16 protein-coding genes are annotated in these 14,936 nt (G+C 47.8%); 13 read left to right on the top strand and 3 right to left on the bottom strand.

Translation table 11 applies throughout. From position 1 onward, the window contains the following. Positions 1-6: 6 nt before the first annotated feature. The 3 genes from LEUMU_RS0115350 to LEUMU_RS0115340 form a co-directional block, all read right to left on the bottom strand. Positions 7-2,247: a xanthine dehydrogenase family protein molybdopterin-binding subunit gene (locus LEUMU_RS0115350; protein WP_022953178.1), complete on the bottom strand. Its 2,241-nt coding sequence runs from the start codon at positions 2,245-2,247 to the stop codon at positions 7-9. Positions 2,248-2,249: 2 nt separating this feature from the next. After that, entirely contained in the window at positions 2,250-2,708 is a 459-nt protein-coding gene (locus LEUMU_RS0115345; protein WP_022953177.1) for a (2Fe-2S)-binding protein, read from the bottom strand. A 118-nt stretch (positions 2,709-2,826) separates the two neighbouring features. After that, on the bottom strand, positions 2,827-3,732 hold the full coding sequence (locus LEUMU_RS0115340) for a LysR family transcriptional regulator (RefSeq protein WP_026744819.1): 906 nt from the start codon (positions 3,730-3,732) through the stop codon (positions 2,827-2,829). Positions 3,733-3,830: 98 nt separating this feature from the next. On the opposite strand from LEUMU_RS0115340, the gene LEUMU_RS0115335 reads away from it, so the two are divergent. The 13 genes from LEUMU_RS0115335 (at position 3,831) to LEUMU_RS26325 (ending at position 14,880) form a co-directional block, all read left to right on the top strand. Then, a complete protein-coding gene (locus LEUMU_RS0115335; RefSeq protein ID WP_022953175.1) occupies positions 3,831-4,691 on the top strand; it encodes an SDR family oxidoreductase in 861 nt (286 codons plus the stop codon). Positions 4,692-4,735: 44 nt separating this feature from the next. Further along, complete coding sequence (locus LEUMU_RS0115330) at positions 4,736-5,593, top strand: SDR family oxidoreductase (RefSeq protein WP_022953174.1); 858 nt, start codon at positions 4,736-4,738, stop codon at positions 5,591-5,593. A 266-nt stretch (positions 5,594-5,859) separates the two neighbouring features. After that, on the top strand, positions 5,860-6,498 hold the full coding sequence (locus tag LEUMU_RS0115325) for a hypothetical protein (protein ID WP_022953173.1): 639 nt from the start codon (positions 5,860-5,862) through the stop codon (positions 6,496-6,498). 58 nt (positions 6,499-6,556) lie between these two features. Then, positions 6,557-6,847, top strand: coding sequence for a hypothetical protein (locus tag LEUMU_RS28805; RefSeq protein WP_157474358.1), 291 nt, complete (start codon positions 6,557-6,559; stop codon positions 6,845-6,847). A gap of 66 nt (positions 6,848-6,913) precedes the next feature. Then, on the top strand, positions 6,914-7,441 hold the full coding sequence (locus LEUMU_RS26330; protein WP_022953171.1) for a DUF2726 domain-containing protein: 528 nt from the start codon (positions 6,914-6,916) through the stop codon (positions 7,439-7,441). Positions 7,442-7,623: 182 nt separating this feature from the next. After that, the gene (locus LEUMU_RS0115310) at positions 7,624-8,184 is read left to right on the top strand and encodes a hypothetical protein (protein ID WP_022953169.1); all 561 of its coding nucleotides are present in this window, start codon (positions 7,624-7,626) and stop codon (positions 8,182-8,184) included. 101 nt (positions 8,185-8,285) lie between these two features. After that, the gene (locus tag LEUMU_RS0115305) at positions 8,286-8,912 is read left to right on the top strand and encodes a hypothetical protein (protein WP_022953168.1); all 627 of its coding nucleotides are present in this window, start codon (positions 8,286-8,288) and stop codon (positions 8,910-8,912) included. Between the two features lie 25 nt (positions 8,913-8,937). Then, positions 8,938-9,285 carry a cupin domain-containing protein gene (locus LEUMU_RS0115300; RefSeq protein WP_026744817.1) on the top strand — a complete coding sequence of 116 codons (348 nt, stop codon included), beginning with the start codon at positions 8,938-8,940 and terminating at the stop codon, positions 9,283-9,285. Between the two features lie 14 nt (positions 9,286-9,299). Further along, positions 9,300-9,947: a LysE family translocator gene (locus LEUMU_RS0115295; protein ID WP_022953166.1), complete on the top strand. Its 648-nt coding sequence runs from the start codon at positions 9,300-9,302 to the stop codon at positions 9,945-9,947. Positions 9,948-10,026: 79 nt separating this feature from the next. After that, positions 10,027-10,641, top strand: coding sequence for a DJ-1/PfpI family protein (locus LEUMU_RS0115290; protein ID WP_022953165.1), 615 nt, complete (start codon positions 10,027-10,029; stop codon positions 10,639-10,641). A 123-nt stretch (positions 10,642-10,764) separates the two neighbouring features. After that, entirely contained in the window at positions 10,765-11,013 is a 249-nt protein-coding gene (locus tag LEUMU_RS0115285) for a DUF3297 family protein (RefSeq protein WP_022953164.1), read from the top strand. Between the two features lie 424 nt (positions 11,014-11,437). Next, entirely contained in the window at positions 11,438-12,865 is a 1,428-nt protein-coding gene (locus LEUMU_RS0115280) for a choice-of-anchor F family protein (RefSeq protein WP_022953163.1), read from the top strand. Positions 12,866-13,044: 179 nt separating this feature from the next. Further along, the gene (locus LEUMU_RS26325) at positions 13,045-14,880 is read left to right on the top strand and encodes a multiheme c-type cytochrome (protein WP_051156048.1); all 1,836 of its coding nucleotides are present in this window, start codon (positions 13,045-13,047) and stop codon (positions 14,878-14,880) included. Positions 14,881-14,936: the final 56 nt, after the last annotated feature.

The following is a 14,936-nucleotide window of genomic DNA, read 5'->3' as shown; positions in this document are numbered from 1 at the left end:
CCACTCCTATACAAAATCAATGTGTTTGTTAAATGGCATTTCGCGGATGCGTTGTCCGGTTGCCGCGAAGATCGCATTGGCCAGCGCGGGCGCAGCCGGTGGCACGGGTGGCTCACCAATTCCCCGAACTTCCTCAGCATTCTCCAACGCATGCACAATGATCTCCGGACACTGATGCATGCGCATCGCTTCATGCTGGTGGTAATTGCTCTGCTGCACCATGCCATCGGCGAAGGTGATTTCGCAATTCATGGCATGGCCTAAGCCCCAAACCACACCGCCCTGAACCTGGTTTTCAAAGGCAATCGGGTCGATCACTTTGCCGACATCGGCAACGATATACACCTTATCAATGCGAATGCCGCGATCGGTGTTAGTGACTTCCACGACCTCTGCGACGTAAGTACCAAACGACTGAACCAGTGCAATACCACGGCCTTGGTTTGGCCCCATATCGGTGCCCCAGTTGGAGATTCTGCCAGCGGTTTCTAGTACAGTTTTGGCGACAGGGTTATTAATCAAGCGCAGACGCTCAGCCAGTGGATCAGCACCTGCTGCATGAATTAGTTCATCAATAAACGACTCTGCAAAAAAGCCTGCGGAAGAGGCTCCAACCGAACGCCATGAGCTTGTTGGTGCCAGCTCTGGCACGCGATAGGCACGCACGCGTAAGTTCTCAATCGCGTAGGGCATATTCCAAGCACCGGCTGGGATCTGTGCATCGGGCCCCGGTAATGGCATCCCCATACGGCCTGACTGCGACGCTGAAGCTGACACGCTGGCAATGCTCAAATCGGCCGTTTCAACCTTGCCACCGGCTACGCTGCCAGTGCCTCGGCTCATGGTAATCTGGCGAGCAAAGTCGTGAGCAAAATCTTCCTCGCGGCTATAGGTTAGCTTGATCGGAACGCCCGGCATGGCTTTAGCAATTTCAGCCGCTTGCTTCACATGTTCAAACTCTAAACGGTGGCCAAAGCTACCGCCGCCATATTGGTTATGCAGGTGAATTTTATCTTCAGCGTAGCCAGTAATTTTCGCCACCTGAGTCACGGCAATGCGTGGGATCTGGTGCGATACCCAGACATCAATGCGCTCATCCGTCATTAAGATCGTGGCGCTTAATGGCTCCAATGGCTGATGGGCAACATAGGGCGCGCGGTATTCGGCTTCAATCGTGCTGCCGGTATGCAGGCCGTTTTCTACATCGCCATCGTGCCGCCATTCTTTATCTAAGCGCTCGGGCGTGAATGAGTCGCTGACTTCTTTCCAGTGCGCATCCATTTCCGCAGGGTAAGGTGCTTCGCCCCATTCAAATTTAATCGCGTTCGCCGCTTTAATCGCGCGCCAAGAGTTGTCGGCAATCACCGCAGCGCCGCCAGTAATTGGGATGATTTTCTCAACGCCGCGCATGGCTTTGGCTGCTGAGTCATCCATCGACTTCATCTCGCCGCCTAAGCGGGGATTAGTCTTCACCGTGGCATAGCGCATATTGTCCATTTTCAGGTCAATGCCATACTCCAGTGTGCCGGTGGATTTGGGGATAATGTCGAGGCGTTGGCTGGGCTTGCCGATTAATTTCCACTTGCTAGGGTCGCGTAACTTCTCGACTTTAACCGGTTGGATTTTCGCAGCTAAAGCGGCTAGCTCGGTATAAGGAATTGAGCTGCCATCGGGCAAATGCACGGCGGCTGAGCGGGTGGTTAACTGGCTTAGCGGAATACCGGTTTTATTGGCGGCGGCTTGCTTTAAAGTTTCGCGAGCCGAAGCGCCAGCAGCGCGTAACTTCACATAGCTATCGGGCGTTGAACTGGAGCCACCCGTGACTTGTAAGCCCAATACTTTAATCAGGGAGGTCGCCACGGTGCGCGTGGTATCCGCCGCAAAGCTGTGGTCCGAAGTCATAAACGGCACGGCATCATTTGCGAGTGCATGGTTCCAATAGGCTTCGCTCGGTACGCCGGGGCTGGTAGTAAATTGGTCTAAATCTACGTCCAACTCTTCGGCGAGTAGCAGCGCTTGCATATGGCGCGCGCCTTGGCCGAGATCGGTATGCGGCGCGATGAGGGTAATGCCCTCGGGGCCAATTTTCACCCAAGGATTAAAGGTCGCCTCATCGGGCTTAAGGTCATCAGTTAATGGATTGTTTGGGTCACGCTTGACCGCATAGGTGCCGAACGCCACTCCGCCAGCGATTGCCAGCGAGCTAATCAAAAACGTGCGGCGGGTAATCGTTCTTAACTTACCCATGCTCAGCTTCCCTTCAGCGCTTTGCCAGCGCTTTTAACCGCCGCACGAATGCGAGGGTAGGTACCGCAGCGGCACAAGTTGGCCGACATCACCGAGTCGATCACTTCATCGGTTGGCTCTGGATTGCGCTTGAGTAAATCAGCTGCCGCCATAATTTGGCCAGACTGGCAGTAACCGCACTGCGCCACCTGATGTTCGATCCACGCTTGCTGCACGACATGCAAGGCATCCGGCGTGCCCAAGCCTTCGATGGTGGTGACTTCGCCATTGACTAAGCTCGCAGGCATTTGGCAGGAGCGTACCGCAAGGCCATTAATGTGGACGGTACACGCGCCACACTGGGCAATGCCGCAGCCGTATTTAGTGCCGGTTAAACCGATTTCATCCCTGAGCACCCATAGCAGTGGCATATCATCTTCAACATCCACGTCATAGGGGATTCCATTTACTGTTAGCTGCATGTGTTTATTCCATTTGTTGCTTATTTGGTTTTTTGATTTAAAGCCTTAGCCCGACAAGGTAGCATTATTGCACTAAATGGGACAGTGACGGAGCTAAGGACAGATTGGGGTGCAGGCATTATGCTTTGCCGGAAAACATATCTGCCGACAACAAATAATCAATCACCACCCGCGTGCGCTGGGGCATCTGCCGGCGCGATGGATAAACCAAAGCCAGTACCAGTGTGTCACTCGCAATTGATGGCATCACATTTACCAGCTGCCCAGCATTTACCTCCTGCTGCACCATCGACGGAAACAGCGCTCCAATCCCCAAGCCATTTACCACCATTTGCTGCATCATTAGTGGTGCATTGCAGCGGTAAAAACCCTTTGGGCGAATCTCCAGCGGCACATCGTTTTCACGCATGCGCAGCACATCATCGAAGCTGGTTTGAATCAGCGTTACCCAACGGCAGTTTTCCAGCGCTTCAATCGTTTTCGGCATGCCGACTTGCTCCAGATAGCTTGGGCTGGCGAATAGGGCAAGTCGCTCCTCATGCAGCGGTCGGGCAATCATCGAGTCATCCATAGTTGCGCCGACCCGAATGCCTAAATCGATCTGGTCATCAATAAAGTCCAGCTTGTCATCACTTAAAATAAGGTCTAAATGCACCTCAGGGTATTGTGCTTGGAAGCTCGCCAATATCGGGAGAATACGCTTATGGGCCGTGTCGTGATTCATGGTAATGGCGACGCGGCCGCTGGGGATTTCCGGGTGCGTAATGGACTCCACCTTTTGCAGAATATCCGGCAGTTGTTGCGCTTGCTCATACACATTCCGACCTTCGGAGGTGACTGTGAGCTTGCGGGTTGAACGCTGTAGCAGGCGCACATCTAATACCGTTTCCAGCGTTGCGACTTGCTCACTCACACGGGAGCGGCTGGTGTTGAGCTTGCGCGCAGCGGCGGCAAAGCTGCCCAAATCAACGACGGTGGCAAATACCGCCAGCAGGCGTAGGTTAGCAAAATCCATTGTACTCATAATCAGACCAATCTATTCCAAATTAGGGTGCTTATCGGTTCGCTTAGTTTGCTCCATACTCGTCTCACTTTCCACACTCACTTATAGGAAAACAGAATATGATCGCTATCACAGGTGCTACCGGTAAACTGGGCCGTCTCGTTATCGAGAGCTTATTGAGCAAAACAGAGGCTTCAAACCTTGTCGCGCTAGTGCGTAATCCACAAGCCGCTGACGATTTGAAAGCATTAGGCTTACAGGTTCGCCAAGCGGACTACGATAAGCCAGAAACCTTCACTACTGCACTGGAAGGCGTGAGCAAATTGCTGCTGATTTCAGGCAGTGAAGTGGGCAAGCGCGCACAGCAGCATCAAGCTGTGATCGATGCAGCCAAAGCGGCTAAGCTTGAATTGTTTGTTTACACCAGCCTGCTACACGCCGATACCAGTAAGATGATGTTGGCCGATGAGCACAAGGTGACTGAAGCGGCGATCAAGGCGACCGAGCTGCCAGCGGTGATTTTGCGTAATGGCTGGTACACCGAAAACTACGTCGAAAGTGTTGGTGGTGTATTGCACGCCGGTGCCGTTGCAGGTGCTGCAAAAGATGGTGTAATGAACACCGCAGCGCGTAAAGACTATGCCGAAGCCGCTGCCGTGGTGCTAACCGCTGCACAGCCAGAGATTGGACGTGTGTACGAGCTGGCAGGTGATGAAGGCTTTACACTGGCACAGTATGCGGCGGAAATTGCCAAGCAAACGGGCAAAACTATTAACTACGCCCCAATGAGCCAAACTGAGTTTAATGATATGTTGGTCGGTGTTGGACTGCCAGAAGGCCTTGCGGCGATGCTGGCAGACTCCGAAGCGAATGCTGCAGAAGGCAGTCTGGCCGATAACAGTGGTGACTTGAGCGCACTGATCGGACGACCCACAACGCCACTGGCTGAAACATTAGCCGCAGCTTTAAACGCTCAGTAAACTAATCCAGAGATACCACCTTTAAAGGTAACGAGAGAATACACGTGAACATAGCAATCACCGCCGCGAGCGGACAATTAGGCGAAGCAATCGTTAAAGCCACCTTGGCCATACTACCCAAAGAGAATGTGATCGGCTTGGCAAGAACACCGGAAAATGCCGCACATCTCGGCATCGAAGTGCGCCCTGGTGACTACAACGACAAAGGCGCGTTGGAGCAATCACTGCAATCGATCGATACCTTATTACTCGTCTCTGGCATGGATGCGCCGGATAAGCGCATCGGACAACATCGCAATGTGATTGAAGCGGCACGCAATAGCGGCGTAAAAAAGATCGTGTATACCAGCGTGCAGGGTGCTGAAGAGGGTACTGCTTTTTCTCCCATTATCCAAAGCAATCGCCAGACCGAAGACGACGTTCGCAATAGCGGGTTGGATTGGGTGATCGGCCGCAACGGGATTTATATCGAGCCCGATGTGGAATACATCGAATCCTACAAAAAAGCCGGTGGCATCACCAATTGCGCAGGCGATGGAAAATGTGGCTACACCACGCGTCCAGAGCTGGCTTACGCCTATGCGCGGATGCTGACGGAAGCAAAGCACAACGGCCAAACCTATAACTTAAATGGCGAAGCGCTGACCCAATACCAACTGGCTGAATACCTTAACGGCGCGTTTGGTACCTCGCTGACTTATACCTCGATGTCGGTGGAGGCGTATCGTGAAGATCGTCAGGCTGAACTGGGTGATTTTATGGGTGAGGTGATCGCTGGTATCTATGAGGGCATTCGCAATGGCAAGTCGAATAACCCGAGTGACTTTTTGGCAGCAGCTGGTCGGGCGCATCAAAGCTGGCAGGATTACTTTGAGGCGCTGCGGGTGAATGGCGTGGCTTAAGGTTTAGTTGGTGAAAGACTTCTGATGTTTGGGAGGGCTTTAAGATTAGGGGCAGATTGAGGTGATACTTGATCTGCGTTTTTTTTCTGATGGACGACGTATGGGGAGTTAAGTGCTTTGGTTGTAAGTAATCTAAGATTCAAAAAGTTAGTATAGCTAAAAGTTTTTCAGCTCTCTTAGTGTAACATTAGCGGAGTATTGCCTATCGTCACTGGGTTTAGGTGTGCTTGATAGGCTTCACTCAAACTACAAGTGACGGTAAATTGATGACATTAGTTAAAATGATCACTCTAATGGGGTTAGGTCTTGATATTATCGGGGCGGTGCTTCTAGCTAAAGGTGTCTTTTTTGAGACAACAAAAGAGTTGGTTGATAAGGGGGGAATAAAGCCTGATAGGTATAGAGCATCCGATATGGTCAGTGATTATTACGCAAGCTCTGCGACCCGAATAGTTGAGCGCTGTAAGGAGATTTTCCGAACGCGGATTGGTCTCTTTCTACTTATATCAGGTTTTTCATTACAGTTGATAGCTCAGGTTTTGCCAAGTGACCAACCAGTTTCAACTTTAGAGGTGATGGTTGGCTTGTTAATTCCCGTCCTGCTTTTTGGTTCATGCTATTTAATAGCTACTAACTATGATGAAAAGCTGAAACAGGATGCCTTGATTGAATTGATTGATAGAATGCTGCCCAGTAATGAACGACACGGCCCCCTAGTCCTTCCTGCGGGGATGCCATACTCCGTTATAGAAAAAGTATGTTCTATCTTCTTAAAAAGAAAGCTGTCTTTTGAAGGCTTTGCGAAAGAAATAGATGAGAAACATCGGACTCCCAGTGTTTGGCTTGAGCTTGAGCGAGCAAGAAGGATAACTCAAGGTCTTAAGCAAGGTGCTAAGCAGCAGTAAGAGAACTGCTTCATGGTAGTAGCTGTATTTATTAACCTATAGAGAAGTCCCGTTTTAAATGAGCATTTCTGAAATAGCTATCAACGTATTTGTCACCATGATCTTCGGCTGGGGGATTATGTGGACGCTATTAGCGTGGGGCTTTGGAATCACCAACTTCAAAGCTACCTACGGTGGGCTGCCGGCTATGATTGGTAGCTTTCTGTGGTACGTGCTCATTGTTTGCCATGTGATTGCTATGTATCTGCTCTGGACTACTTCGATTCCGGCCCTCCAGTTGATTGGTTCGCTGATCGCTTTCCACATCCTTTTTGGCGCGATTTTTGGGCAAAACGTCAGTACTCGCTGAGTCCATCCTGTACTCTATAGCGCGCTTTTTATGCGCTTACACCTCTCTATATTTATGGCTATCACTATGAAATATAAACTTCTCCCGCTGCTATTTTTAGTGTTTTTTGTATCGGGCTGTAGCCCTTCCAATCAGGGTGGCACGCAAGCATCGTCGACTACGATTGCACCGATCCCCGCGCCAACACCTGAGCGATATCGACAGGAACTTGAGATTGTCCGGCGCGGTAATTTCAAAAAGCAGCGCTTGCTAAATAAATCTGAGGAGTCGCTGTATTGGCGTTTGGAAGACTACTGTAGTCAGAATAACTTTCAGATTTTTGCTCAGGTCAGCCTTGGTGAAATCCTGAGTACTAGAACAGAAGACTACCGATTTGTGAACTCTAAGCGGGTTGATTTTTGTATTACGGATAGTAATTTGATGCCAGTTGCGGTGGTGGAATATCAGGGATCAGGTCATAAAAATAATACCTCCGATGAGCGAGATGCGGTTAAGCGTGCGGCGGTGGAAAATGCGAATGTGCTCTATATTGAAATCAATGTGGGTGAAGAGCGGCGGGCTCATGAGATTTTGGATCGTTATTTGATGGGCTAAATACAGCTCTGAAATCAATGCCAGAAGTGATGCTAATGACGCCCTTGCGTGAAATTTTTAGGGATCAACGATTGGTGCAGCACTCTTTGTTAAAAGTGTCTCTTTACTTTGATGGTGAAGAATATAAGCTTGTTTTTTGGATGTGGTAACGCGCGTCACTTAGCAAGATATTAGGATGAATTATGCGCAAATATTTTATTAGTATCCTTCGAGTAATGATATTGGTTTTTTGTAGTGTTTCGGCACATGCCGATATACAAAAAATCTATGTTGATAAAGAGATAGATGATGATCATATAGTTGTTGTTACTGAAAAAGGTGATCAGCTTCTATTAGAAAAATGGAATCTTAGTTTTTCACCTTTACTGTTTGAAGGGAGAACTTTTTTGGCTGAGGTTTCGCCAATGTGGGTAACTATTCATTTTGATGATAGAGACTCAATTAAGTGGTCGATTGAAAAAATACTTAGCAATGCTTCTGCGGTGCTAAAAGCCCCAACTACGGTACCTCAAGCGAAAACGCACAAACAAGTTTCTGCTTGTTATAAGTCGTACATACAGGAGCCATCACCTTTTAATGGGAATGGTGGTGAGCTGATTCTCTTAGGGGATGGAACGATATGGAAAGAGTCGAGTTATCAATATCTATATCTCTATGAGTATTCTCCCTCAGTGATAATTTGTCCGTCCGAAGGAAAGATGACTCTGGGTAGTCATGTCTTTACCGTGGTGAAAATGAAGTGAAGTACTGGTGAGTAAGCAGTCATATCACAAGGTACTCAAGAAAAGATGCGGCTAAGTTGCACTGTGTCATTTAGATTTAACTGGGAACGGAGAATATAACCATGCCATTACAGAACCGAGTCGATCCGTGGGGGCAGCTGAATGCGGTGAATGCCAAAGGAGCTTGGCTCGGAAATCGTGGCATCCTCCACAATGACTTGAAAGAGATAGTGGCCCCTTGGCGGCATAAATCATGGGTTACGTGCGAGTTGGCGTATAAGGATCGAAAAAGAACGATCTTTAGCTCTGGTAGTTACTCAGAGCTATTCTTTCTCGATGAAGCTACTGCGTTATCCGCTGGGCATCGACCTTGTGCAGAGTGCCGAAGGGCGCGTTACGTCGAGTTTAAAGATCAGTGGATTAAGGCAAACTCTGATCCATCGGATATCAAAGTACCGGTTTCTACAATCGATAAGCAGTTGCATTCTGAGCGAGCGGTACGAGGTGGAAAGAAGGTTACGTACTCAGGTGAGTTCAAGAGCTTGCCCAGTGGTGCTTTTATCGAACGAGATGGTATTGCATGTCTTTACTGGCAAGGACGGCTACTTAAATGGTCGCCGAGTGGTTACGTCGAGGATTATTCCTTGCCACATCAGGATGAGTTGGTAACGATACTTACGCCGCAATCAATCGTGCGGATGTTTCAGAACGGCTTTACGCCACAGGTTCATGAGTCGGCAGGTGGCTAACAAACACATCGCTCTAGGAGACAAATTGGCAATAGTATCCAAGGAAAATGCGGAACATTATCAATGGGGCGAGCAGTGTGATGGCTGGCATCTGGTAAAGTCCGAGGGGCTGAGTGTAATCCAAGAACGAGTGCCTCTGGGGTGCAGTGAGGTTCGCCATCTACATACAAAGTCAGAACAGTTTTTCTTTGTGCTTTCCGGTTGCGCCACGCTGGAAGTGAATGGCGAAGTGTTTGAGCTCAGAGAACATCAAGGTTTGCACGTGCCAAGTAACACGCCTCATCAGTTAAGTAATCGTGGCCAAACCGATTTGCATTTTGTCGTAACATCGACGCCACCAAGTCACGGTGACCGTGTCGAAGTACAAGCATAACGAGGAGTGGGTGAATGGACTTTTACACCGCATTGAGTTTCTTATTAATCATTTCTCTCATGGTTATGTCGCCAGGTCCAAATGGAGCCTTAATTTTAAAAACGGTTCCTTTGCTGGGTAAAAAGCATGGTTATGTGAATGTCGCTGGTATTTTTACGGCATTCTACCTTCATGGCACCTTATCCATTTTCGGCCTATCGGCTATTTTAGTGTCGTCGGCAAAGTTATTTCTGGCAGTGAAAATAGTAGGTGCTTTGTATTTAGCTTACTTAGGGATAAAAGCGTTTATTTCTGCCTTACACCCACCTAAGCCAGCATCAAGCGCTGCAAATTATAAAAACAGCACTAAAAGCGCAAAGCTACATTCAAGCTTTGCTGAGGGCTTATTAACAAATTTACTAAACCCTAAAGTGTCAATATTCTATTTGGCGGCTTTTCCTCAGTTCATTACCATCCAAGAAAATGTAGCCTTATCATCTTACCTGCTGGTGACTATCCATGCCTTGTTTGCTTTAGTGTGGTTCTCTTCAATGGTGGTTTTTGTTGGGAAATCGGCGGCTTTATTTAAGTCACACAAGAGCCATGCAATATTACAGTCAGCCATAGGGGCTGTTCTATTATGGTTTAGTTATCGAGTTGCAACGGCAACGGTAAACTCGTAGTGACACGCGTGGTCAAGATGGCTATTGAGCTAATATAGCCTGCAGTTCGGCAACAGAAAACAATCAATTGGAACACATTATGGATATTGCAATTCTGACTTTCGAGGGCTTTAACGAGCTGGATTCATTCATCGCGGCGGGTATTTTGAATCGAATGAAAAGTGCCGGATGGAATGTCCAAATTACCTGTCCATCTGACTCTGTAACCTCAATGAACGGGGTCAAAATTCAAGCGCAGCAACCTTTAGAGTTTGCAAATAGTGCGGATGTCGTTCTGGTCGGCAGTGGTATCTACACTCGGGATATTGCCAAGGATAGGGCGATATTGGATAGGATAAATCTAGATCCTGCGAATCAAGTTATTGGTGCGCAGTGCTCGGGCACATTACTGCTCTCAGCCTTGGGGATTTTGAATGGCTTGCCTGCTTGTACCGACCTGACGACCAAGCCGTGGGTGATTGATACAGGGGTTGAGGTCTTGAATCAGCCATTTTTTGCAAAAGGCAACATCGCCACGGCAGGCGGATGCATGGCATCTCAATATCTGGCAGCATGGGTCATTGCTAAATTAGCCGGTAAAGACGCTGCTGAATCGGCGATCCATTATGTCGCTCCGGTTGGCGAAAAAGAGTCTGCCGTGTCTCATAGTATGTCGGTCGTTTTACCTTATATCCAACAGGCAGAGGTCGCCTAATCGTTGCGGTAGCTGAGAATGCCTGTGCTTTTCTCTCGATGAGCGCAAGGGCTTCATGGTGATTGATGGCTAGGGTTATATTATCTACAATGGATCACTGTTTATTTAACTTTGGTCACTATTATGAGCGACACTAAATCGCAACCCGCTTTACCAGATCGCCTGGCAGGCAACCCGCGTAGCCCACACCATGTGGCTGAGATTTTCGAGCACGAGATTGGTATTTTGCTAAATGGCAAAGAGCGTACTGATGTCGAAGAGTATTGCATTAGTGAAGGTTGGGTAAAAGTGGCATCACCTAAAGCGCTGGACCGCCGCGGTCAGCCACTGCTAATGACTTTAAGAGGAACGGTTGAAGCTTTCTACAAGTAAGCAACCCAGCCTTAATTGCGCTGCGCTTTAGAGGGGCTCGTTGTAAGACGATGCCCTGAAGCGTTACTCAGACTCACCGCTGATAAGAATACACGCAGATTAATCCTGAGTATTCCCCACCAATATCGACGACCTTTTCTGGTCAATTCCTTACCCCCCATTCTTGCTAAACCCCAAACTTATTGCTGCCAGTCAATGCGCAATTTAAAGCGCCAGGCTCTAATTGCTATGGCGTAAATTTATTCATTATATTGCTCGATTCTAACTATTGTCGGGTAAATTGATATTTATCAATTATTAGAAGGCTTCCTAGGTGGTACGGTAAATGCGTAGATTCAACCGCTGTGAAGGCTACAGGAGGGAGTTTACACTTTATCAAAACTTAAAAGAGTACACATCTTCATGTGTACGAGGGGAAAGTCTTATGAAGAATCTATCAGTTTCAATGAGCTTGCTGGCTTTTACTGGTGTTCTGTCTGCTTCTGGTGTGGTCTACGCAGATGTTGGTCGTATTGTCAGCGGTTCAGAAGGTTGGAATATGGACAATGTGGTCACTAACTATTTTGATGCAGAGGGTAATGCGACCACTACGCTTGCAGATGATGGTGTTTACAGAAGTGATGTCTTTGATCGGAATGCTTCAGAAGCTGCGGCCGTCCGAATGGGAAGTGTTGTAGCAAAGAACCCGCCCGTTGGAATACCTCCCGGAGTGAAGGTTGTCAATGCTCCAAGTACCGAACTTGAGGCTCGAAGCGGTGGTAACTGCCTCATATCTACGGCGTTTTTGGATGAAAATCCTGATGATGCGATTGCCGATTACAGCGGCCAAGTGCCAGTGACATGCTCAAGCCCGTTTATGACACATAAGCGCTACAAAGTACTGATGCTCCCTGAAACGGTTGATGGCGGTGTTGATAGTGTAGACATGGTCTTTAATGTTGAGAATGATACGACCACAGCAGATACTGTCATTCCCTATACCGTATACCAGAAGATCAATAACTGGACTGATTCAAGGCTAGATGGTTATACCTTGGAGTTGGGCTTTGGCATTGGAGAAGACTTTACTGCAGCATCGGATACCACTCTGACATTCGATAACACGGAAAACTCTACTTTCTCTCATGGCTTGTTCGGCCCGATTGAAGAAGATAAGTTTCTTGAAAATGGCTTTTTTAGTACGAAGATTGCAGGCTATGAGGCAAGTGGAGAAGGGTTGACTACCTTTACGACGACCACTGCCGTTGGAGAGTACTCAGATATTGGTGGGGCTTGGTTGCCTTCAAGCTGGGTTCCTTACGGTATTTTCTTTGATGACGACGGTGACCCGGATACTGATGCGGTATTAATGGCATGGTGGGGGCCGGGAAGCGATGGCACTTATCAATGGATGTATGGCCAGTTAGAGCACTATGCTGACGGTGAAGTGCCCGCAGGTATGACTGCAGACTTTGGTCCGGTATCGGCTGAGCAAGTTGCGACTTGGTTACCTGAAACTGTTGCTGAGGGTACTGTGAATCCTTATGCGGTTGACCTGATTGAAGATTTCGCGAACTTAAACCTTAACTATGTTGTTAACGTGGGAGCAATAGGCTCATGGCCAACGAATGGTACGGATGGTGCAAGCTTTACTATTCGGGTTACGCCAATAGCGAATGATGGCGGTGCTCCAGCTTATACCTTAGCGGCTAATTTGCCTCCTCAGATAGATACAACACCTGATGAGACTGACCCTGGAGAGACCGATTCTGAAGAAGATACTTCATCTTCAGGTGGTGGGGCAGTTGGCCCTCTAATGTGGTTGCTGATGTTGCCTATCTTTGGCGGTCTGTTAAGACGCAGAAAAGCATAGTCAAAAACACTGTGTAAGTGATACGAAAAGGGGTCAAATGATTTTGATCCCTTTTTTAGGGTTACAAACAATATTAATAACAATAATTTTTGGTAGTCTGGTGGCAGCGATAGGCATTAGAGATACCTAAGCTTGATTGTTCTTTTAAGGGTAGCGATATGCTAACTATAAGAAAAATAATGCTAATAACATTTGGTTTGCTTTCCGCACAGGTCAGCTTAGCCGACTCTGATCCTAGCTTTGTAGGGGCTCATTTTAGTGGTTCGGGAAACTGTACGCAGTGCCACGACAACTTAAGTGATAGTCAGGGGAATGATCTTTCAATCGTCAAAAACTGGTCAACCAGTATGATGGCGAACTCCACCCGTGATCCGTACTGGCTAGCCAAGGTTGCATCCGAACTGCATCGCAACCCTCACTTGTCTGATGAGATTAATGATAAATGCTCTCGCTGCCATGCGCCGATGGCTAATGATGCTATGAAAAAAGACAGTGTTCCTCTGGAGATATTAGATGGCGGAATGTTGAATCCATCTCATGCTTATTTTGATCAGGCAATGGATGGTGTTAGTTGTACCGCTTGCCACCAAATAACAGACAATGGTTTTTTAGGAACATCAGAAAGCTTTTCTGGAAATTTCAGCATCCAACAGTATATTAACCCTGAAAATCGACCGAGTTATGGGCAATACACTAATCCACTCGCTAACGCGATGATAACCCAAGCTCGCTTTACTCCTTTGCATGGTGCTCACATGAGCGACTCGGCGGTTTGTGCTACCTGTCATAACCTTAAGACTGCGTTTGTTGATAGTAATGGCCTTCCCGCCAGCGCCACACCTGAGACGGACTTTCCCGAGCAGATGGTTTATACCGAGTGGCAAAATAGTACTTTTAATGAGGGTGCGCCCGAGGAAAGAAGTTGCCAGAGTTGCCACATGCCTAAAGTGGTAGGTGATGTGAAAATATCGACAACTCCCAGAAATCTGGCTTCGAGACCGGGATTTTCTCAGCATACTTTTTTAGGTGCTAATACCACCATGATGGATATTTTGAGCAATAACCGGGAGGCGCTGGGGGTTCAGGCCACCGGATTTGAAAGTGCAATCGAAGAGACTCGCGAGATGCTAAAAACCTCTGCAACATTAGAGGTTGTGTCAACAGAGATCATTAATCAGCAGCTGAAAGTGGTACTCAAGGTTACTAACAATATTGGGCATAAATTCCCAACGGCTTATCCCTCACGGCGTGCCTTTATTCACTTTCAAGTGAAGGACTCACAGGGTGAGACTGTATTTGAGTCTGGAAAACTAAATGCCAACGGTAGCATAGTAGAAAATGATGGGGATGCTGATTCGGGTCACTATGAGCCTCATTATGACGTCATCACTTCTGAGCAAGAGGTGCAAATTTATGAGTCCATTATGCAAAACACGGATGCAGACGTTACCCATACCTTATTGCGGGCGGCATCTTACGTAAAGGATAATAGAATACTCCCTTCAGGGTTTGATAAGGGCGTTGTGCCCAATGATGTGGCGGTGAAAGGCTTGGCGTTTGCTGATACTAACTTCAATCTTGGGCAGGATACCATTACGTACTTAGCCGATGTTGGTAGTGAAACGAAGTTGGTCATTACTGCGGATCTGCTATACCAAGCGCTGTCTTACGGGCATATACAAGATATGCTTAACGATGCGGAGCAGGTGCCGGAAGTGGCCACCTTTAAGCAGTACTTTGATTCAGCCAATATCCGCTCCGAATTGATTTCGACTGTCAGCGCTGAAATTGATGGCGGTGATAGTGATAGTGATAGTGATAGTGATAGTGATAGTGATAGTGATAGTGATAGTGATAGTGATAGTGATGAGGACGACCTTAGCGATGAGGTTGAAGATTCAAATAGTGGCGGCGGGGCTTTTAGCGCTCTTCTGTTGTTTGGATTATTACTGTTAGGTCTATGGCGGCATGCGGTGACCTCTGCTCTTTTTGGGAAATCAGCGTTTGTAAGGTGAGCTGGCTTACTGACGCCTGATAATTACCGTATTGTACAAAGCAACGGGCGATTTTT

The sequence above is a fragment of the Leucothrix mucor DSM 2157 genome, from assembly GCF_000419525.1.
Classification (GTDB): Bacteria; Pseudomonadota; Gammaproteobacteria; order Thiotrichales; family Thiotrichaceae; genus Leucothrix; species Leucothrix mucor.
The sequence above is the reverse complement of the archived record's forward strand: the minus strand, read 5'-3'. Positions and strand labels throughout refer to the sequence as shown.